The organism is Maritalea sp. YIW29 (genome assembly GCF_057219265.1).
The window spans coordinates 634,427-653,391 of sequence record NZ_JBXVVF010000002.1; the positions used below are offsets into that span (position 1 = coordinate 634,427).

At 49.8% G+C, this 18,965-nt stretch carries 24 protein-coding genes, 1 pseudogene and 1 riboswitch; of the genes and pseudogenes, 17 read left to right on the forward strand and 8 right to left on the reverse strand.

Features of this window, described 5'->3' with window-relative positions; genetic code table 11:
* Nucleotides 1-59: 59 nt before the first annotated feature.
* Together AC2D8L_RS12265 and AC2D8L_RS12270 are read right to left on the reverse strand one after the other, a co-directional pair.
* On the reverse strand, nucleotides 60-659 hold the full coding sequence (locus tag AC2D8L_RS12265; protein WP_484685768.1) for a GNAT family N-acetyltransferase: 600 nt from the start codon (nucleotides 657-659) through the stop codon (nucleotides 60-62).
* On the reverse strand, nucleotides 643-939 hold the full coding sequence (locus AC2D8L_RS12270; protein WP_484685769.1) for a CBU_0592 family membrane protein: 297 nt from the start codon (nucleotides 937-939) through the stop codon (nucleotides 643-645). Before AC2D8L_RS12270 ends, AC2D8L_RS12265 begins: the two co-directional genes overlap by 17 nt.
* A 178-nt stretch (nucleotides 940-1,117) precedes the next feature.
* Between AC2D8L_RS12270 and AC2D8L_RS12275 the strand changes: the two genes are divergently transcribed.
* The gene (locus AC2D8L_RS12275) at nucleotides 1,118-1,333 is read left to right on the forward strand and encodes a GDCCVxC domain-containing (seleno)protein (protein WP_484685770.1); all 216 of its coding nucleotides are present in this window, start codon (nucleotides 1,118-1,120) and stop codon (nucleotides 1,331-1,333) included.
* Here AC2D8L_RS12275 and AC2D8L_RS12280 read toward each other — a convergent pair.
* Nucleotides 1,330-1,923, reverse strand: coding sequence for a TetR/AcrR family transcriptional regulator (locus AC2D8L_RS12280; protein WP_484685771.1), 594 nt, complete (start codon nucleotides 1,921-1,923; stop codon nucleotides 1,330-1,332). The genes AC2D8L_RS12275 and AC2D8L_RS12280 overlap by 4 nt on opposite strands.
* 87 nt (nucleotides 1,924-2,010) lie before the next feature.
* On the opposite strand from AC2D8L_RS12280, the gene AC2D8L_RS12285 reads away from it, so the two are divergent.
* Nucleotides 2,011-2,376, forward strand: coding sequence for a hypothetical protein (locus AC2D8L_RS12285; protein ID WP_484685772.1), 366 nt, complete (start codon nucleotides 2,011-2,013; stop codon nucleotides 2,374-2,376).
* An 83-nt stretch (nucleotides 2,377-2,459) separates the two neighbouring features.
* On the opposite strand, the gene msrB is transcribed toward AC2D8L_RS12285, so the two are convergent.
* A complete protein-coding gene (gene msrB / locus AC2D8L_RS12290) occupies nucleotides 2,460-2,906 on the reverse strand; it encodes a peptide-methionine (R)-S-oxide reductase MsrB (protein ID WP_484685773.1) in 447 nt (148 codons plus the stop codon).
* A 262-nt stretch (nucleotides 2,907-3,168) separates the two neighbouring features.
* Here msrB and ccoG point away from each other — a divergent pair, with 262 nt between their 5' ends.
* From ccoG to AC2D8L_RS12315, 5 genes are read left to right on the forward strand one after another with little or no spacing between them, the layout of a single operon-like run.
* Nucleotides 3,169-4,743 (forward strand): cytochrome c oxidase accessory protein CcoG, encoded by a 1,575-nt coding sequence (gene ccoG / locus AC2D8L_RS12295; protein WP_484685774.1) that lies wholly within the window; start codon nucleotides 3,169-3,171, stop codon nucleotides 4,741-4,743.
* Nucleotides 4,744-4,745: 2 nt separating this feature from the next.
* Complete coding sequence (locus AC2D8L_RS12300) at nucleotides 4,746-5,219, forward strand: FixH family protein (RefSeq protein ID WP_484685775.1); 474 nt, start codon at nucleotides 4,746-4,748, stop codon at nucleotides 5,217-5,219.
* 12 nt (nucleotides 5,220-5,231) lie between these two features.
* A complete protein-coding gene (locus AC2D8L_RS12305) occupies nucleotides 5,232-7,526 on the forward strand; it encodes a heavy metal translocating P-type ATPase (RefSeq protein ID WP_484685776.1) in 2,295 nt (764 codons plus the stop codon).
* Nucleotides 7,523-7,684, forward strand: coding sequence for a cbb3-type cytochrome oxidase assembly protein CcoS (ccoS, locus tag AC2D8L_RS12310; protein ID WP_484685777.1), 162 nt, complete (start codon nucleotides 7,523-7,525; stop codon nucleotides 7,682-7,684). Before AC2D8L_RS12305 ends, ccoS begins: the two co-directional genes overlap by 4 nt.
* Before the next feature lie 19 nt (nucleotides 7,685-7,703).
* Complete coding sequence (locus AC2D8L_RS12315) at nucleotides 7,704-7,988, forward strand: 4a-hydroxytetrahydrobiopterin dehydratase (RefSeq protein WP_484685778.1); 285 nt, start codon at nucleotides 7,704-7,706, stop codon at nucleotides 7,986-7,988.
* Between the two features lie 8 nt (nucleotides 7,989-7,996).
* Here AC2D8L_RS12315 and AC2D8L_RS12320 read toward each other — a convergent pair whose 3' ends face one another.
* A complete protein-coding gene (locus AC2D8L_RS12320; RefSeq protein ID WP_484685779.1) occupies nucleotides 7,997-8,509 on the reverse strand; it encodes a hypothetical protein in 513 nt (170 codons plus the stop codon).
* A 123-nt stretch (nucleotides 8,510-8,632) separates the two neighbouring features.
* Between AC2D8L_RS12320 and AC2D8L_RS12325 the strand changes: the two genes are divergently transcribed.
* The 4 genes from AC2D8L_RS12325 to AC2D8L_RS12340 all read left to right on the forward strand — a co-directional run bounded on the left by AC2D8L_RS12325 (nucleotide 8,633) and on the right by AC2D8L_RS12340 (nucleotide 10,604).
* Nucleotides 8,633-9,088: a tellurite resistance TerB family protein gene (locus AC2D8L_RS12325; protein ID WP_484685780.1), complete on the forward strand. Its 456-nt coding sequence runs from the start codon at nucleotides 8,633-8,635 to the stop codon at nucleotides 9,086-9,088.
* A 342-nt stretch (nucleotides 9,089-9,430) separates the two neighbouring features.
* Nucleotides 9,431-9,721, forward strand: a complete 291-nt coding sequence (locus tag AC2D8L_RS12330; RefSeq protein WP_484685781.1) for a YggT family protein — start codon at nucleotides 9,431-9,433, stop codon at nucleotides 9,719-9,721.
* 20 nt (nucleotides 9,722-9,741) lie between these two features.
* Nucleotides 9,742-10,077 (forward strand): DUF167 family protein, encoded by a 336-nt coding sequence (locus AC2D8L_RS12335; RefSeq protein ID WP_484685782.1) that lies wholly within the window; start codon nucleotides 9,742-9,744, stop codon nucleotides 10,075-10,077.
* A 53-nt stretch (nucleotides 10,078-10,130) separates the two neighbouring features.
* The gene (locus tag AC2D8L_RS12340; RefSeq protein WP_484685783.1) at nucleotides 10,131-10,604 is read left to right on the forward strand and encodes a nucleoside deaminase; all 474 of its coding nucleotides are present in this window, start codon (nucleotides 10,131-10,133) and stop codon (nucleotides 10,602-10,604) included.
* Here the strand turns inward: AC2D8L_RS12340 and AC2D8L_RS12345 are convergent.
* The gene (locus AC2D8L_RS12345; protein WP_484685784.1) at nucleotides 10,601-11,329 is read right to left on the reverse strand and encodes a Crp/Fnr family transcriptional regulator; all 729 of its coding nucleotides are present in this window, start codon (nucleotides 11,327-11,329) and stop codon (nucleotides 10,601-10,603) included. The genes AC2D8L_RS12340 and AC2D8L_RS12345 overlap by 4 nt on opposite strands.
* Before the next feature lie 220 nt (nucleotides 11,330-11,549).
* Here AC2D8L_RS12345 and AC2D8L_RS12350 point away from each other — a divergent pair, with 220 nt between their 5' ends.
* The 4 genes from AC2D8L_RS12350 to AC2D8L_RS12365 all read left to right on the forward strand — a co-directional run bounded on the left by AC2D8L_RS12350 (nucleotide 11,550) and on the right by AC2D8L_RS12365 (nucleotide 15,239).
* A complete protein-coding gene (locus tag AC2D8L_RS12350) occupies nucleotides 11,550-12,131 on the forward strand; it encodes a helix-turn-helix domain-containing protein (RefSeq protein ID WP_484685785.1) in 582 nt (193 codons plus the stop codon).
* A 106-nt stretch (nucleotides 12,132-12,237) separates the two neighbouring features.
* Nucleotides 12,238-13,443 (forward strand): glycine C-acetyltransferase, encoded by a 1,206-nt coding sequence (locus AC2D8L_RS12355; protein ID WP_484685786.1) that lies wholly within the window; start codon nucleotides 12,238-12,240, stop codon nucleotides 13,441-13,443.
* Nucleotides 13,440-14,468: an L-threonine 3-dehydrogenase gene (tdh, locus tag AC2D8L_RS12360; protein WP_484685787.1), complete on the forward strand. Its 1,029-nt coding sequence runs from the start codon at nucleotides 13,440-13,442 to the stop codon at nucleotides 14,466-14,468. The genes AC2D8L_RS12355 and tdh overlap by 4 nt, the downstream gene beginning before the upstream one ends.
* 24 nt (nucleotides 14,469-14,492) lie before the next feature.
* Nucleotides 14,493-15,239, forward strand: a complete 747-nt coding sequence (locus AC2D8L_RS12365) for an SDR family oxidoreductase (protein ID WP_484685788.1) — start codon at nucleotides 14,493-14,495, stop codon at nucleotides 15,237-15,239.
* A gap of 1 nt (nucleotide 15,240) precedes the next feature.
* On the opposite strand, the gene AC2D8L_RS12370 is transcribed toward AC2D8L_RS12365, so the two are convergent.
* Both AC2D8L_RS12370 and AC2D8L_RS12375 read right to left on the reverse strand, forming a co-directional pair.
* Nucleotides 15,241-15,960, reverse strand: a complete 720-nt coding sequence (locus AC2D8L_RS12370) for a carbon-nitrogen hydrolase family protein (protein WP_484685789.1) — start codon at nucleotides 15,958-15,960, stop codon at nucleotides 15,241-15,243.
* 110 nt (nucleotides 15,961-16,070) lie between these two features.
* Nucleotides 16,071-16,991, reverse strand: coding sequence for a DMT family transporter (locus AC2D8L_RS12375; protein ID WP_484685790.1), 921 nt, complete (start codon nucleotides 16,989-16,991; stop codon nucleotides 16,071-16,073).
* Nucleotides 16,992-17,097: 106 nt separating this feature from the next.
* A riboswitch (FMN riboswitch) is annotated at nucleotides 17,098-17,263 on the reverse strand.
* A gap of 136 nt (nucleotides 17,264-17,399) precedes the next feature.
* Between AC2D8L_RS12375 and AC2D8L_RS12380 the strand changes: the two genes are divergently transcribed.
* Nucleotides 17,400-18,581, forward strand: a complete 1,182-nt coding sequence (locus AC2D8L_RS12380; RefSeq protein WP_484685791.1) for a BaiN/RdsA family NAD(P)/FAD-dependent oxidoreductase — start codon at nucleotides 17,400-17,402, stop codon at nucleotides 18,579-18,581.
* 179 nt (nucleotides 18,582-18,760) lie between these two features.
* A pseudogene (locus AC2D8L_RS12385) lies at nucleotides 18,761-18,931 on the forward strand (NAD(P)/FAD-dependent oxidoreductase); the annotation flags it as partial.
* Nucleotides 18,932-18,965 lie beyond the last annotated feature (34 nt).

Consider the following 18,965-nt stretch of genomic DNA (forward strand, 5'->3'; position numbering starts at 1 on the left):
ACAATTCGGCTAATGCCGAACTGTTGCTGCTTGAATGGATTTGATATCTGTTCGTCAGTTTAGGCGCGTGGCATGTCCAATTTCCATTGTAAATTGGCCTTAACGCTTGGCCATTCGCTTGGAATGATTGAATAGACCGCGGTGTCGCGAATTGTGCCGTTGGGCATGACCATGTGGCTGCGCAAAACACCGTCAAGTTTTGCCCCCAACCGTTCAATGGCGCGGCGGCTTTGCTGGTTCATAAAATGGGTGCGAAATTCCACGGCAATTGCATCGAGTTGCTCGAATGCATGGGTTAGAAGCAACAACTTGCATTCGGTGTTCAACGGCGAGCGCTGCACAGATTTCGCGTACCATGTGGAGCCGACTTCGACGCGCTTTTGCACTTGATCGATATTCATATAGGTCGTGATGCCGACGCACTTATTGGATGGTAAGTGAATGACGGCAAACGGAACCATGGTGCCCCCATCTTGCCGGGCCAGGAATTGGTCAATTCGGGTGCTAACCTCGAAGGGTTTTGGCACGCCGGTGTACCAAAGTTGGTGCAGCTCCCCGTCATTTGCGGCCAATTGTAAATCGTCTGCATGGGCCTGAGAAAGCGGCACCAATTTAACATGGGTGCCAACTAGTTCGATGGGGTTAAGCCAGTTTGTCATTCTGGTCTTCCTTTTTGAGTAGATTGTCTTTGAGCCACATTAAAATGCCAAAGATGGAAATAATGATCCAAAAGAACTCGATGAGGGCGGACGCCAAATTAAAATTGAAATAAAGCGACGCACCAATCAACAACGACCCGATGAGGTTGATAACGGGAAATGCAAGATCGGTTGCGCTCATGATGCGAAGTTGCGTCAAGAAATAGGCCAACACGACCATGAGGGTGCCGAAGGAACCGACATAATCGATCCAAGTGATTTGGGAGAGAGCTTCAGCCATTTTGTTGATCCGAGGGTCGTTTGATTTTGGACGGGATTTTATCAAAGCCCACAAATTTGCTTGAAGCAAATGGTTTTCGTGTCTCATTCGAGAAACATCAAGTTGGCAAAATGCGAAGTCAACGCGAAGTGATTTGCCTGAACAAAGGGGTGATGCAAGGGTTGGGTCAGGAGAAAATATGAATCAGCTTAAAGTCGAACTCAGTTCTGAAATTACTTGCCCAAAATGTGGACATAAGGCGCTCGAGCAAATGCCGACGGATGCATGTCAGTATTTTTATGACTGCAAATCGTGTGGAGAAGTTTTAAAGCCATTGGCCGGTGACTGTTGTGTTTATTGCTCCTATGGAACTGTGCCTTGTCCGCCAATTCAAGAGGGCAAGGGGTGCTGTTAATCGATGTCATACAGCTTTAACGCCGATTTTAGCGCCCAACTTGCGCGATCTGCAGTTTCACTTTTTGACGGCTCTTTGATCGCGCCGATGGCACGTCTGATCTGTTGATCGCCAACAAGTAGCGAAAGATAGGTCTGAGCAATGGCTTTAGCTTGATCTTTACTCAGATCTTCAAATTTTGAAAATGTTTCAACGATCAGCGGAAACACTGTTCCCTTGCCGGACTGAGATAGGGTTTTGCCCAATTCGCCGCTTGGATCGGCAGCTGCTGCGCGGTTCAGCGCGATGGCTCGCTCCCCGAGTAACAGTTCTAAAAGTAAGGGCCCCAGCTGAGATAATGTTTCGCAAGGCGCACGCGCATCTTCTAAAGCATCATTAAGTAAGTGACGAACTTCCTTGGCGTTTTGTTCAATAAGGACCCTAAACAGACCCTGCTTGTCGCCATACCAATTGTAGAGTGTTTCGTTGGACGCGCGTGCGCGTTTTGCAATCCCGAGCATGGATGTGCCCAGATAGCCTTTCTCTTCAATGAGCGCATAGGCCGCTAGTTCGATCGCCTTTTGTTTTTGTTTCTTTTTCTCGTCGCGCAATCTCGAACTCCTTGGGGGCTTGACAAAACCGTACACCACAATACATAAATGTGCAACCGTACACTAAATTACACTTTGGAGAAAACTATGATTGAAGAAAAAAATTCTGTAGCTGCTTTGGCGATGTTGATTGTTTTGCAGGTGATAATGCTGGCAGCTCTGTTCGCAAAAGTACCCCCGCACCCGCCAACTCTTATACCGATTTCAGGCATTGGACCGTTGATTGGGGTTTCGATTGGGGTGGCCATAGCAGCAATTGTAATCGGGCCGACGCAAGGATGGGCCGGGAAGATCTTTTCTGGGCTGGCTGTACTACTTGCGCTGATTTCTTACGGACCGCAGAAATATCTCGACCCGCAGTTTCCCCTTATTTGGCCTGCAGTTATAGCCGCTCAGCTTGCCGCAATTGCGATCTTGTGGACCCTATTTCGGGCAATTTTTGCCCGGGCATAAATGACTTTAAGAACGAGAATGCAAAACGGGGTGCACTTTAGGGGGCACCCCGGTCTCTTGGGATCAAACAATTGATATTCGGGTTAGTCGCGCAGTAAATCCAAAAACTCGGCATAGCCTTCGGCTTCCATATCTGCGCGCGGGACAAAACGCAAAGACGCAGAATTGATGCAATAGCGCAGGCCGCCAGCATCGCGCGGACCGTCGTTAAAGACGTGGCCAAGGTGGCTGTCCCCGTCTTTCGAACGCACTTCGGTGCGGGTCATGCCAAGGGTTGTGTCTGAATGTTCTTTGACATGTTCGCTTATGATGGGGCGGGTAAAGCTTGGCCAGCCGCAACCAGCGTCGAATTTGTCTGAAGATGCAAACAGGGGTTCGCCGGATACGATGTCGACATAAATGCCGATATCATCTCGGTCCCAAAATTCGTTTTGGAATGGACGTTCAGTGCCATTTTGTTGAGTGACCCGATATTGTTCAGCGCTTAGCTTTTTGATGGCGGTTTCGGACTTCTGGTATGATTTAGTCATGGGTCATCCCTTCGCGTAGCGACTGTTGAGAGCTCAACATAATCATCGGGTACACTTGCTTCAAGAAAATCCGTGTTCAACTATCTCGCACCAAAGCGTGATCGACGGGGATTTAGATCGCAAGGTGGTTGGCTTCAAACTGCTGAGAGGTGCGACAAGCTGGCCTGCGACAGGATGGATGCTGCATTTGACCCAAATCAACGCTACATATGAGAAATATCGATAAGTTGGTATCATAGCGATCGATAGGGATTGGATCGACATGAGTTCAAAAACACCGTCACAGGCTGGCCCGGGCGTTGATCAGTTTGACGTGGAAGCGGTCAATGCTGCGAAAAACCGACCAGAATTATACGCGGCCCGTAAGAAGATTTTTCCTAAACGCGCAAGTGGGTTCTTCCGACAGTTGAAATGGGCGATCATGGCGATCACCCTCGGGATCTATTATATCACCCCCTGGCTTCGGTATGATCGCGGCGAATATGCGCCCGACCAAGCCGTGCTGGTGGATTTGGCCAATAGGCGTTTCTATTTCTTCTTTATCGAGATTTGGCCGCAAGAATTTTATTATGTTGCAGGTCTTTTATTGATGGCAGGGGTGGGCCTGTTTTTGGTGACCTCGACCGTTGGCCGTGCTTGGTGCGGCTATACTTGCCCGCAAACAGTGTGGGTTGATCTGTTCCTGGTGGTCGAGCGCTTTTTTGAAGGCGATCGCAATCAGCGGATGAAGTTGGACAAATCGGCGTGGAGTTTCAATAAAATTTGGCGTCGTGTGGCCAAACACAGTACGTGGATTTTGATCGGTATTGCCACCGGCGGGGCGTGGATATTTTATTTTGCTGATGCGCCCACGCTGTTTTGGGATGTGGTGCGGTTTGAAGCCCCCTCAATTGCCTATTTCACCATCCTTATTCTCACTGCAACCACGTACACTTTTGGTGGGTTAATGCGCGAGCAAGTGTGTACCTATATGTGCCCGTGGCCGCGCATTCAGGGGGCAATGCTGGATGAATTCTCTCTGACCGTCACATATAATGACTGGCGCGGCGAGCAACGCAACAAGCATGCCAAGAAAGCCATTAAAGAAGGCAAAGTGGTTGGCGATTGTGTTGATTGCAATGCCTGTGTTGTGGTGTGTCCGATGGGAATTGACATTAGGGACGGGCAACAGCTTGAATGTATCACTTGTGCGCTATGTATTGATGCGTGTGATAATGTCATGGACAAATTGGGCAAAGAGCGCGGTTTGATCTCTTATGCGACTTTGAATGATTATAACACCAATATGGGATTGGCGACCGATGACGCCAATGTCATTCGGCCCGACAATATTCGCGACAAGGCAGGCAAACTTATTGGTCAGGTAAAGGAAACAAGCCTTAAGACCATTATCCGGCTTCGCACGCTGATCTATTTTGGAGTTTGGGCGGCAATTGGCGTGACAATGCTTATTGTTTTGTCCATGCGTGATCGATTGGACGTGAATGTGCAACATGACCGCAATCCGCTATTTGTGATTTTAAGCGACGGTGCCGTGCGCAATGGATATGATGTCAAAATACTCAATATGACGCCCGAACCACGCACTATTCGTTTGTCGATTGATGGATTGCCGGGTGGGCAGATGACACTTGCTAGTTCTGCGAACGAGCCAAAGGAACAGATCGTTTTGGATGTTGAGCCGGATCGTGTGATGCCGTTGCGGATTTATGTGCGGGCTGACCCGAAGGCATTGAGCGAGCAGCCCACACGGTTTAGCTTTATAGTTGAAGACATGTTTGGTGATGAGACATCACGTGAATTGGTGAAATTTGAAACACCGAAAATAGGGGAATGATGATGGATCAACCAAAACAGCGTGAATTTACCGGCAAGCACATGATCCTCGTGATTGGATTGTTTTTTGGCACAATTATTACGGTCAATCTGATCATGGCCTATTTTGCGACGTCCAGTTGGACCGGTCTCGTCGTGAAGAACTCTTATGTGGCGAGCCAAGGCTTCAATGACAAATTGGCAGCCAATAAGGCTCAAGACGCGTTGGGGTGGGTGCCAAGCTTGGCCTATCAAAATGGCACAATGACCTATCAGCTCAAAGATGATCAGGGTGCACCTATAACGGCTGGTTTTGCAGAAGTTGAACTTAAACGCCCGAGCCATGAGCGGGAAGACCAGTTGATTACATTGTTGCCAAAAGACGGCTCATTTGTTGCAGACTATGCCTTGGATGCGGGGGCTTGGGACGTGTTTATTTCGCTGACCAGCGAAGCAGGCACCCCCTTCACTTATCGTGAGCGCATCATTGTTCAATAGGGGGCTTTGGACATGAGTTGTTGTGCGCCGGGCATAGAGGCTGCCAGTGAACTGGCCCAAAAGGGTCAGAACAAAATTGACAATGAAAGCCTCATTTCTGCATCTATCGATCTGACGGACGGGCGACGACAAGTCGAATTTGCGGTGCCGGATATGCATTGCGCGGCTTGTATGCGTTCAATTGAAACAGAATTGAACAAGCTTGATGCTGTTGAACTGGGTCGTGTGAATTTATCGACCAAACGCGTAAAGATTATTTGGCGCACCTCCGGCGATATGCAGCCGGTCGAGCTGGTGGCAGCAGTGAACCGCGCAGGTTATCGTTCTATGCTGTTAGAAGCTGAAGACGAGGGCGCGAAAGACAAAACCTTCTCTTCATTAGTGCGCGCGCTGGCCGTTTCAGGCTTTGCTGCAATGAACATCATGCTTTTTTCGGTTTCAATTTGGTCGGGGGCTGACGCATCAACCCGTGATCTGTTCCATTGGATTTCAGCGCTCATCGCGATCCCGACGGTTGCGTTTGCCGGGCAGCATTTTTTTCGTTCCGCCGCTTCCGCGATCAAAGTGGGGCGTCTTAATATGGACGTGCCGATATCTCTGGCGGTGATATTGGCGCTTGGATTGAGCGTTTTTGAAACGCTCAATTCTGGCGAGCACGCTTATTTTGATGCGTCGGTGACCTTGTTGTTCTTTTTGTTGATTGGTCGGACATTGGACCATTTGATGCGTGAACGGGCGCGGTCCGCCGTGCGCAATTTGGCGTCCCTCGCGCCACGTGGGGCAACCCGTCGGCTAGAGGATGGAAGCCACGAATTTGTTAAACTCAATCAAATTACACCGGGCATGCAGCTCGACATTGGCGCGGGTGAGCGTATCCCCGTTGATGGGCAAGTTCTCAGCGGTGAAGGTGAGATTGATCTTAGCCTTGTGACCGGAGAGTCCGCGCCCGAACAGATTAAGGAAGGCACGCAACTTCTTGCTGGCGCGACCAACCTTTCAAGCCACATTACTATGCTCGTTTCAAAACCGGCCCATGAAAGTTTTTTGGCCCGCATGGTCGAAATGATGGAAGCGGCGGAGGGCAGCCGGGCTGGATATAAACGTATCGCTGATCGCGCGGCGCAAATTTATGCGCCGGTGGTGCACTTGCTGGCATTGGCGACGTTCTTGGGTTGGGGCTTCTACAATGGAGATTGGCACAACGCGTTGGTGACTGCGATTGCGGTGTTGATCATCACCTGCCCGTGCGCATTGGCGCTGGCCGTGCCGATCGTACATGTGGTTGCGGCGGGTCGCTTGTTTGAACAAGGTATCATGATGCGCGATGGTGCAGCGCTAGAACGGCTCGCAGAAGTTGACCATGCGGCTTTTGATAAAACCGGCACGCTAACCATGGGTAAGCCTGAATTTTTGGGACTTCATTTCGGTGGGCAAAAAGAACTGCAAATTGGCGTGCAGTTGGCGCGCATGAGCCGTCATCCATTTTCGACGGCCTTAGCCCATGCGCATAAGGATATTGTTGCTGCGGACTTTGAACGGACCGAAGAAGTTGCGGGCCTTGGGGTCAAAGCGGAAATTAACGGGGTCGAATGGCGATTGGGTCGGGCAAGTTATTGCGGCGTTAACGAGCGTGAAGATGATAAAGGCGGTAGCCGAACATACCTCTCAAAAGACGGGCAATGTGTGGCCAGTTTTGATTTTGAGGATCAATTGCGTCCTGAAGCGCAGGGGGTAATTGACGACGTTAGGGCCGCGACCAATGGAATTACGCTTCTGTCAGGCGACCGACGCGGTCCAGTGGAAAAAGTTGCACAAATACTTGGTCTAAAAGATGCACATTGGGGGCTGACGCCGCAGGACAAGCTTGACGCGCTTAGCTCATTGGCCAACGCGCAAAAACATGTGTTGATGGTGGGGGACGGGATAAATGATGCGCCCGCATTGCGTGCTGCGCATGTTTCCATGGCCCCTTCAAGCGCCGCGGATGTTGGACGAAATGCCGCCGACTTTGTGTTGACGCGAGATCAGCTTGATCAAATACCATTTGCGCTATCTTTGGCTAAAAGAGCAAAACGGGCGGTGAAACAAAATTTTGGTCTGGCGATTGCCTATAATATGGTGGCTATTCCATTGGCAATTATGGGTTTTGCGACACCACTGGTTGCCGCGATTGCCATGTCGTCATCTTCTTTGTTGGTGACCCTAAATGCGTTACGGTTGCGGCTTGATAGAAATAGGCGCACAGTAAATCCAAGGACACCCACACCCCGGGACCTTGCAGAATCAAAGGTGATGCCGGCCGAATGACCCCATTATTGATTATTATACCTGTTGTTTTGCTGGTTGGCCTGTTAGCCCTAGGTGCTTTCATGTGGTCGCTTCGATCTGGCCAGTACGAAGATATGGATGGTGCTGCCCAGCGCATATTGGATGATAGCGCCGATGATGCGCCACCAGCAGACTAGAATTGTTGGAGGAGAAATGGTGAGCGTGCTTGAAGGGGAAGAACGTTACAACGCGTTAAGTCAGCTTGATGGTTGGGACGAGGTTCACAATAAGAACGGCATCGGTCGAAAATTCAAATTTGCCAATTTTGTTGAGGCGTTTGGCTTTATGAGCCGGGTTGCCATGTTGGCTGAAAAAGCAAACCACCATCCAGAATGGTCGAACGTTTATTCAAACGTCGAGATTTTTCTAACGACCCATGATGCTGGCGGCCTGTCACAAAAAGACATTGATCTGGCCAAGCAAATCGACAAATTGCTCTGATATCTTTGTTAGAACTGCCGGATCTTATAGATCGCGAGCCAAACCAGAGCGCCGCACAGTGTAATTGCTGTGACGAGTTGGGCACTTGCGCTGAGCGCCAATAGTCGCGGTGTCGCATAAAGGATGAGCGCGAGCGGCAGTGTTAGCCCAAGAGCTTTGTCGACCTTGCCCAATGGATAAAGCCAAAACCCCATTAGGATTGACCCTGAAATAAGCAGCGTGACCGGCCCCCAAAACAGGGTTTTGTCAAAATGGCTCGTGTGGGGCGTGAGCCCGAAGCCCATGATATCAAAATAGAAAAATGCTGAAGTAAAGAAGCCAAAAATCATCAAGCTGGCGCCAACTCGATTGGAGCTTGGCGCAAACGGTGCAAACAAAAACCGGATTGTGCTCAAGGCCAATAACAGCATTGCCAGCATTAATATGCTGGCATTAATGGGGTCATATCTGTTGGCAGCGAACAACATCACTTCGCCCAAAAGAAACAAGGCACAGGCAATTAAATGGGTTGTTCTGAGCATTGGTTGTGATCCTGACAACATGGTTTTGCACAATGTCGAACCAAAAGGTGTGGTTTGACGGTTGAGCACAAGCTGGCAAGAGTTTACATCTAAGGAACAGAAAAAAGTAGCGGCAGGAAAATTATGTTTGATGCAATCACCAAGTTATTCGGTGTCAAAAGTGATGGCGAAGCTGATGATCCGTTGCTTGATCCAAAACTTTGTGCGGCAGCTTTGTTGGTGCATTTGTCCGCCGTTGATGGGGAAGTGAGCGAAGAAGAGCGCAAAACCATCGAGAAAACGCTGACGGAACAATATCAGTTAAGTGCCGCTGAAGTTGCGGACCTTGTGGTTCTGGCCACACAAAAGGACCATGAAGCGGTGGATTTCTACACATTTACCGCGACTTTGAACAAATTGGAGTTGGACGAAAAACTCAATATTATCCGCATGATGTGGGAAGTTGTGTTTTCAGATGACCAAAATCACGAGTTAGAAGACAATATGGTTTGGCGGGTGGCAGAACTTATTGGCGTGTCTTCACGTGACCGAACTGTTTTGCGCTCTCAGGTGCGTGGAGAAACGAAGACTAGCTCTTGAATTGCTCGAAATTCGCAATTTGCAAGGCAAGCTGCAATGCAGCATGCAAAGTGATTTGAGCTAACAGTTAATCAAAACGCCGTAAGTACTAGATATTAAGGGTAAATCGTAAACCCAAGACACACCGAAACTGGCACGTTTTGTGCAAGATAGGGGCTGTCGGGATTTTGTTTTGCGTATCCGGCGAAAAATTCATGGCTCGTCCGTCCGGCGTATTTCGGGGGCGAGCCATAAATTTAACCGCTTTTTCAATTTGCATCGATGAAACTGGTCAGCCTCTTGTTGTTTTACGGCTTAGTAGCTACATATGCAAAAGCGTTAGGCGAACAGGAGATGCATTAAATGCTATTGGCGATTATCCAAACTTTGTTGATGGTCTTAGGACTGGTCAAGTGGATCGTGATTATCATGATCATTATGAGCTGGTTGTTTACGTTTAATGTCATCAATGGTTCTAACCAATTTGTTGCGATGATTTGGCGACTTGTTGATGGGCTAACGGCCCCAATTTTAAAGCCGATCCGCAAAATTATGCCAAATATTGGCGGCCTTGATATTTCACCCATCGTTTTGTTCGTGATTATCTTCTTCGCCGAGTCACTTTTGGTGAATTTTGCCCGCGGCATTTATTGATCAGTTCAAAATAATTGATGATGGATTTGCGACAAGCCTGGCGTTTAACAAATGCTGGGCTTGAAGTGTTTTTGCGGGTATCGCCCAACGCAAGTGCTGATCAGGTCGGGCAGGTTGAGTTGCGCGACAATGGCGCAGCGATGTTAGACATGCGCGTTCGCGCGGTGCCCGATAAGGGAAAAGCGAACAAAGCGGTTATCGCGCTATTTGCAAAACATTTCGGGTTGCGGAAAGGCGACATTGATATTGTGCGCGGCCAGCAAGCCCGGCAAAAAACGCTGCTGGTGCGGCAAGGTGACATTAACGGCGTGGTGGAACAGCTTGAAGCACTAAGTCGGCATTTTGATGGTCAATAGACCAGAAGTCATATTAAACTCAAATCGATCCCAATGCGTTTGATGAGGCAGCTATGTCCAAGACCCAACTTAACCCGAACGACCAAACTTTCACTCAGCTTGCCTATCAGGAGGCGCTTGCCGGATTTGAGGAGGGTGGATGTCCTATCGGCTCGGTATTGGCACGTGGTGGCGAACTCGTCGCACAAGGGCGCAACCAACGGGTGCAGGGCGGTGACCCAATTGCCCACGGCGAGATGGATTGCTTGCGCAAGGCCGGTCGGCAAGCTTCTTATAAGGGCATGACGCTATATACGTCTTTGTCGCCATGTATGATGTGCTCGGGCACGATTGTGCAATTTGGCATTGAACGCGTGGTCATCGGCGAAAATGTAAATTTTGGCGGTAATGAAGCGTTTCTGCGGGAGCGCGGCGTGGAGGTCATTGTTGTAAATGATCAAGCTTGCATCGACTTAATGGCGCGGTTTATTGAAGAAAAGCCGGAACTTTGGGCCGAAGATATTGCTGAGGACGTTGAAACGCCTTAGCCGCAGCGAAATTCCAGCCGTTCCATGCTCGGCACGATAAAGGTGCGATTGTGCTCAATTTGAATGACATCGTCTTTGCGCAGCTTTGTCAGCTGACGGGAAACCGTTTCAACGGTTAGGCCCAAAAAGTCAGCAATATCGACCCGGGTTAGGGGTAATTCAAAGTTGGCTGATGTCATTTCATCCAAATCTATTGATGGATCAATATTGGTGGCGATCAGATATAGAAAGCTCGCAACTTTCTCGGCCGCCGTTTTGCGACCCAAGGTCACCATCCATTCGCGGGCGCTATCCAGTTCTTTGAGCGTTTGCATGAGCAGGCGATGTTCCAACTCTGGGTTGGTCTTCATCATTTTTTCCAACGCATTTCGCGGAATTTTACAAAGATTTACGGATGAAGCCGCTTCGGCGCTCATCTGACTTTCTGTGGCAAACGGGCGGCCCAAGAAATCGGGCGCGAATTGCAAGCCAATAACTTGCTGCCGACCATCGGACAGCATTTTGGTTAGCTTCACCACACCCTGCATGACATTGGCGTAGGAGGTGACGGCTTCCGAATCTGCAACCAGTTCGGTTCCGCTTTCGTGTTTGACCTGCCTTGTATGTTTGGCGAGTTCTGCCAATTGATCTGGCTCTAAAGCACCACAAATACCCTTATGCCGCGCTTCACAAGATTGGCAGAGCACTGGAATATCGGAATTGTGAATGTCTTTTCTTGTGGTCATAAAGATCTCCCGCCTTTGATCCATAGCATAAAAATTTCGATGGAACAGAGTGTTGAGGGAAGGAAACTGCGATTGTGTGACAATTGATGCCGCTTTTACGGATTTTTCCATGAAGGAGTGCGGTTTAGCAACGGGCATTTTGGCAATTGATGTTGAAGGGCTTGGAACGTGTGGTGGATTATGATTTGATGGAAGATGAGAATATCCAATATAGTGGAAAGTGTTTTTTCCGATGCAAGAAAATCTGGTGCCACCCCCTCATCTTGGTGCGATTGTGCGCAAGGCGCGCAAGGACCACGGCCTTACATTGGAGATGTTGGCCGAGAGATGTGGGGTTTCGCGTTCCATGTTGAGCCAGATTGAGCGCGGCGCTGTCAATCCGACATTTACGCTGGTTTGGAACTTGACCCAAGCGTTAGGGCTGGACTTGTCATTGTTGGGCGAACGGGCAGTTTCGGACCATATGATTACCCATATTCCAGCCTATTCGACGCCATCAAAGGGCAGTGCAGATGGCAAATGTGTGGTGAAGCTCTTAAATCCACCGCGAACGGCAATGCCAATTGAGTGGTACGATCTTGTCGCTGAGCAGGGCGGAAGCCTGGTTTCCCAACCCCATGCGGCAGGCACGATGGAACATTTGACTTGCATTTCCGGCACGATCGAAGTTGAAGCAGGTGACCTGAGGGCCCAGGCTCAAGCGGGTGACACGTTGCGTTACCGGGCAGACCAACCCCACGCGATCCACAATGTTGGTGATGGCGAAGCCCATGCGTTTCTGGTCGTTGCGCTGCCGCAATAAACATCGATGTATGAGCAGTGGTAAATCAGCATGCAGCGGGTTGATGAATGTTGATCTCACGTCAATTTCCTATATATTGGAATAAATCCAGTATAAAGGCTTCGCGATGTCTAAGAACCTAATTTCAGATGTTGAGCACACTCTAAGCACGCTAAAAAAAGACGGCTTGTTTAAGAGTGAATATCAGATCACCTCGCCTCAGGCTGCCAACATAGCGGTGAAAGATCCGGACGGTGGCGCAGATTTGCCGCTGCTTAACATGTGCGCCAACAACTATTTGGGATTGGCCAATAATGAACGGTTGGGCAAGGCGGCGATCGGCGCGATTGAAGACCATGGTTTGGGCATGGCCTCTGTGCGCTTTATTTGCGGTACTCAGGCATTGCACCATCAGTTGGAAGAGCGGCTTTCTTCATTCCTTGGAACCGAAGACTCCATCCTTTTCGCATCCTGTTTTGATGCAAATGCGGGCATCTTTGAATCTCTATTGACCGCAGAAGATGCAATCATATCAGACGCGCTTAATCACGCATCAATCATTGATGGTGTGCGGCTTTGTAAGGCACGGCGGTTCCGTTATGCCAACAATGATATGGCTGATTTGGAACAGAAACTGATCGAGGCGCGAAGCGTGCGGCACCGGTTGATTGTGACGGACGGCGTGTTTTCGATGGATGGCATTATTGCTGACCTGAAGGGGATTTGCGATCTGGCAGAAAAGTATGATGCGCTGGTGATGGTTGATGATAGCCACGCTGTTGGCTTTATGGGCCCTAAAGGGCAAGGCACGCCGCACCATCTTGGGGTTGCGGACCGGGTACATCTTTATTCAGGCACTTTTGGCAAGGCGCTTGGCGGCGCGGCAGGCGGATATATTGCTGGGCCAAAACCATTGGTGACGATGCTTCGCCAAAAAGCGCGGCCTTATCTGTTTTCAAACGCGTTGCCCCCAATGATTGTGGCCGCCACGCTTGAAGCGTTGGACATTGTTGAAACGAGCCCGAAATTGCGGCCAACTTTGATGATCAATTCGAAATATTTCCGCGCTCAAATGAGCAAGCTTGGTTTCGATTTAGTGCCGGGTGAGCATGCGATTATCCCGGTGATGCTGGGCGACGCAGTGCTGGCGCAAAAATTTGCCCGAGGCATGTTGGACGAGGGAATATATGTCACCGCATTTTCGTTTCCTGTGGTCCCTAAAGGCCAAGCGCGTATCCGCACGCAAATGTCAGCGGCGCACACCAAGGATGATTTGGACCGGGCGGTCACAGCATTTGCCAAAGTTGGCCGCGATCTGGGAGTGATTTCATGAAAGCGCTGGTAAAGGCAAAAGATGCGCCGGGCTTAGAGCTACAAGACGTTGCAAAACCAACCATTGGTGACCGTGAAGTACTGATCCGGGTCAAAAAAGCCTCGATTTGTGGCACCGACATGCATATTTGGAATTGGGATGATTGGGCGCGTAAAAACGTACCGGTGCCCATGGTGACGGGCCATGAATATGTTGGGATTGTTGATGAAATTGGCGCAAAAGTCAGCGAAGTTGAAGTTGGGCAACGAGTATCCGGCGAAGGACATATTCCTTGCGGACATTGTCGAAATTGTCAGTCTGGTCGTGCCCATATTTGTGCGAACACCAAGGGAATTGGGGTGAACACACCGGGTGCATTTGCGCAATATATCTCCATTCCTGAAGCTAATGTGCGTGCATTGCCTGACAGTATTAGCGACGACGTGGCTTCAATTCTTGATCCATTGGGCAACGCGGTGAATACCGCGCTGGCGTTTGATGTTTCGGGCGAAGATGTTTTGATCACAGGGGCGGGGCCAATTGGCTGTATGGCGGTTGCAGTTTGCCGTCATGTGGGTGCGCGGCACATTATCGTGACAGATCTAAATGATGATCGTTTGGCGCTGGCAAAACAAATGGGCGCAACCCGCGGTGTCCGGGCGGATAAAGAAAATTTGCAAACTGTCATGGAAGAATTGGGCATGCGCGAGGGATTTGACATTGGGCTTGAAATGTCCGGCGCAGCCCCGGCCATGTCGGCGATGATTGATGCGATGATCACCGGCGGCAAAGTGGCGATGCTTGGCCTGTTTCCCGGCAAGGTTGAAATGGATCTCAATAGCGCAATTTTTAAAGGCCTAACTTTTGAAGGCATTTATGGGCGCAAAATGTTTGAAACATGGCACAAAATGCTGGCGATGCTTGAAAGTGGGTTGGACGTGACCCCAGTGATTTCACATCACCTGCCATTTGAGGATTTCGCCAAGGGATTTGAGGCTGTTGCATCTGGTGAAGCCAACAAGGTGATTTTGGATATTGCCAGTTAGCAATATGCATTCTAGCCTTTAGCCATGAAAAATATTGCTATTATTACAGGTGGTAGTCGCGGCATTGGTGCGGCGACCGCTCTTTTGTTGGCTCGGTCGGGTGTTGATATTTGCATCAGCTACCAGTCTGATCAGACGAGTGCGAACCAAGTGGTTGCCGCGTGCCAAAAACATGGCGTGCGTGCCATTTGTGTGCGGGCGGATGTCGGGGTTCATTCTGACGTCATTGAGCTTTTTAGCGCATGCGACGAAGAGTTGGGGTCTGCCAATATACTGATCAACAATGCGGGTATTGTTGGCGAAGCGGGCAAGCTGGTTGATTTAGAGCCCCAGATTTTGGCGCGGGTTTTTCAGGTGAACTTGTTTGGGGCCATTTATTGTTGCCAAGAGGCGATCAAACGGATGGCCAAGTCCAGCGGCGGGGCTGGCGGTTCCATCGTCAATATCTCATCAATGGCTGCAAAGTTTGGTAGCGCTAATGAATATATTCATTATGCATCCTCTAAAGGCGCGTTAGACAGTTTAACAATCGGGTTGGCGAAAGAAGTTGGACCCGATGGCATTCGCGTAAACGCCATTCATTCGGGCACGGCCAATACGGACATTCATGAGCGTACCGGCAATCCAGATCGCCCTGCAATGGTTGCAAGCATTAACCCGTTGGGGCGCGTGGCGGAACCTGAAGAAATCGCAGAAGCCGCGGTTTGGTTGGCGATGGAAAAATCCAGTTACACCAATGGGGCGATTATGCCGGTGACGGGCGGGATGTAACTCAAACTTCAACCACGATCATGCCGGTTTCTCCCAAAGGAACTTGATCGACTACTTCGCCTTTTGGGTTGATAGCCGAGGTAGGTCCATAGGCGATGTGACCCTCTCGATGCCCAGTGACATCTGACGAGATATACCAGCATTTATGCTCAATCGCGCGTTCCACTCTGCCTGCATTATGAGCGTTTTTGTACATTTCAGCGACATCCGTAGGCAACATATTGTTGCTGGGGCAAAGAATGACGTGAGCTTCATTTTTTGCCATCAATCGGGCAGCTTGCGGAAATTGATTATCGTAGCAAATATTGATGCCCACATTGTGCTCTGCAATTTTGAACGTGGGCTGATCAGTGCCGGGGGTGAAAAAACTCTCGCTTTTTAACAGGTGCTGTTTGGCGTAACGACCGATGAGTTTGCCGCGCTTTAGAACGATTGCGCTGTTAAATAATTTTTTATCTTTGAATTCGTTCAACCCTACAACAATCACGGGATCGAGATGGGCCAGCCGATTGGCGATGTTTTGGAATTTTGTTGAGGAGAGTTGGATGGCATGTTTGGCTGCCAGCTCTTTGTCCTGAAAATATCCACCAAGGAAACATTCAGGAAAACAGACAAGATCTGCGCCTTTGGCTTGAGCTTGCAGCGAGAACTGTTCGATACATTCGATTGAATTTTCGATGTTACCGCGAATTTCCGGCGGCTGGCAGGTTGCGATTCTCATGGGTGGCGATCAGTGTTGTGGAAAAGCTTTGAGCTTGTGCGTGCAGAAGATGATCGTCAACAATTTTTTGATTTGCCGGACGCGATAAGGGGCGCGTCCGGCATGCAAAGTCAAGAAACAGATTGTGCCTGACTTTCGCGGTGCGCGATGAACAGGGAAGCAGCGATGATGAATGCTGCGCCAAGCCATAGGTTGCCGCCGGGCACCCATCCGAACACATAAAACCCTGCCAATACATTGAACGGCAATTTTAAATGATCGAATGGCTGCACATAGGCCGCGTCCGCAGTCGCATAGGCTTTGGTGATGAACCATTGTGCCAAGGCAACCAAAAGGCCAGCAATGACAATCCACTGGATGGCAGCGTTAGTAGAAATAGCGACGCCTGTTGGGGTGCCAAGGGCCAATGCAAGATTGATCGGTGTGAGCAATAGCAACAGATATAGCGTGATCGATTGTGGGTTTTCGGTTTTTGTCAGCTCTTTGGTGAAAAGTGATGTGACCGCCCAGAAAAACGCCGCACCGATGGGCAACAGTGTTTTGAGTTCAAACGCATCTGACCAAGGTTGCAAAATGATCATACCACCGGCAAACCCCACTAAGGTTGCAAGCCAACGGGCCGGGCCAACTTTTTCTTTCAACACAATCGCAGCACCAATGGTGACGAAAAATGTTGAGGTCATGATGAGGGCAATCGCCTGCCAAATCGGTACGCCAAGTGAAAGGCCATAGACCCACAGCTGAACGCCGATGGTGGCGGCGACAACGCGCATAATGTGCAATGTTAGGTGGTTTGTTTTTAGGCCTGTAAGGCCTGCCTTAAGAACAAATGGCGCGCTGACAAGTGCGGCAATTGCATATTGCCAAAATGCAGCTGAGGTTGAGGACGTGCCTTCGACCATTGTTGCCAATTGGGTAAGTGAGTTAACAGCGGCGAAGGCAATGCCCGCGCCAACCATATAGAGCCCGGCCAAAATGGCGGGGCTTTTTAGGCTAAGACCTGTGCTTGAAGCTTTTACGGTCTGATCCATATCTCGTTCCTTTCGAACAAAATAGAATCAGGGCGTGATTAGGGAGGGTATAAGCGCACATCTCCCAGTTGGCGCACTGCACCTAAGGGTTTTGTGGCATATTACTCACCCTTCTCTTTCATCCGGACTATGACCGTCGGCTCTGGAGTTGCACCAGATCTGCTGACCCTTAAATCTTTAGAAGAAATAAGGCGCTCGCGGGCTTCAGGAAATCTTATTTAAGAAATCTTGTTACCGCCGGTGGGGAATTACACCCCGCCCTGAGAAGGTTTAACCGTTGGACTATTCCAACAGCGTTGGCGATTTAGCACGAGGTTGAATTAAAGAGCAAGTGTTTTGGGGGTTCAGTGAATTGACATTTAGTTGAAGGGGCCGCATGACCAAGTGAGATGAGTTTGAGGCGATGTTTTGAAAAAACATGATGTGATCGTAATTGGTGGTGGTGCTGCCGGTTTGATGTGCGCCATTGAGGCGGGGAAGCGCGGGCGCGATGTATTGGTGGTGGACCATGCGAAAAAGCCGTGTGAAAAAATCCGCATTTCGGGCGGCGGACGTTGCAACTTCACCAACATCAACACCAGCTTCAAACAGTTTTTGAGTGAGAATTCGCGCTTTGCGATTTCGCCTTTGAAGCGCTACACGCAACATGACTTTATTGCGCGGGTGAAGAAACAAAATATTGATTTTCATGAGAAAACGCTGGGCCAATTGTTCTGCAATGAAAGTGCGCAGCAGATTATCGATATGTTGCTTGACGATATGCGTGCGGCCGGTGGCCGTTTGCGGATGCGCTCTGAGGTTGGGCACATTGCGAAGATGGACGATGAGTTTCATCTCACAATTGATGGTGAGCATCATTCAGCACAAAGTGTAGTGATTGCGACTGGTGGCAAGTCGATCCCTAAAATGGGCGCAACGGGCTTTGGCTATGAGGTGGCGCAGCATTTCGGGCTTGAGACTGTTGAGACGCGTCCGGCGTTGGTGCCGTTGACCTTTGATCCATCAATGTTGGACCCGATGAAAGAATTGTCCGGCATTTCGGTGGATGATGCGGTGGTGAAACACGGCAAGACGTCGTTTTCTGAAGCGATGTTATTCACCCATCGCGGGTTAAGCGGTCCTTCGATTTTGCAGATTTCGTCCTTTTGGCGTGAAGGCGATGAAATTGAAATTGGGATGTTGCCGGAGACGGATTTGATGGCGGTGTTGAAGGATGCGCGACAGGCAAATGGCAAGCAGGAAATTCAGACCTTTCTTGGTGGCTTTTTGCCAAAGAAACTGGTGGCATTTGTCTTGACCCAATCAGGTATTGAGGGGCGTTTGGCGGATTTGAGTGACAAGAAGCTGAAAGCCGTTGCGGACCAGATCAACCATTGGCGGATCAAACCGACAGGTTCAGAAGGTTATCGCACGGCAGAGGTGACTTTGGGTGGTGTTTCAACGAGCGAGCTGGATAATAAGACCATGGAAGCCAAGAAGGTGCCGGGCTTGTATTTTGTCGGTGAAGTGGTGGATATGACTGGTTGGCTTGGCGGGTATAATTTCCAGTGGGCGTGGTCTTCTGGTTGGGTTGCTGGGCAGAGTGTTTGATAGGGCCCCCCCACCCTTAATCCCTCCCCACGTAGGGGGAGGGAAACCATTGTTGCGTCCCACACGTTATGCTTGGGTCAGCTTGAGTATTTAGGTTTTGGTTTTATAGACCATTGATGGACTTTTATTTCTTCGAAGTGAATGGTGATGCTTCATGGACCCTCGGGTCAAGCCCGAGGGTGACGAAGGGGGGTGTTTCAACGAGTGAGTTGGACAATAAGACCATGGAAGCCAAGAAGGTGCCGGGCTTGTATTTTGTCGGCGAAGTGGTCGATATGACCGGCTGGCTTGGCGGATATAATTTTCAGTGGTCGTGGTCTTCTGGTTGGGTTGCTGGGCAGAGCGTTTGATAAGGCCCCCCACCCTTAATCCCTCCCCACGTAG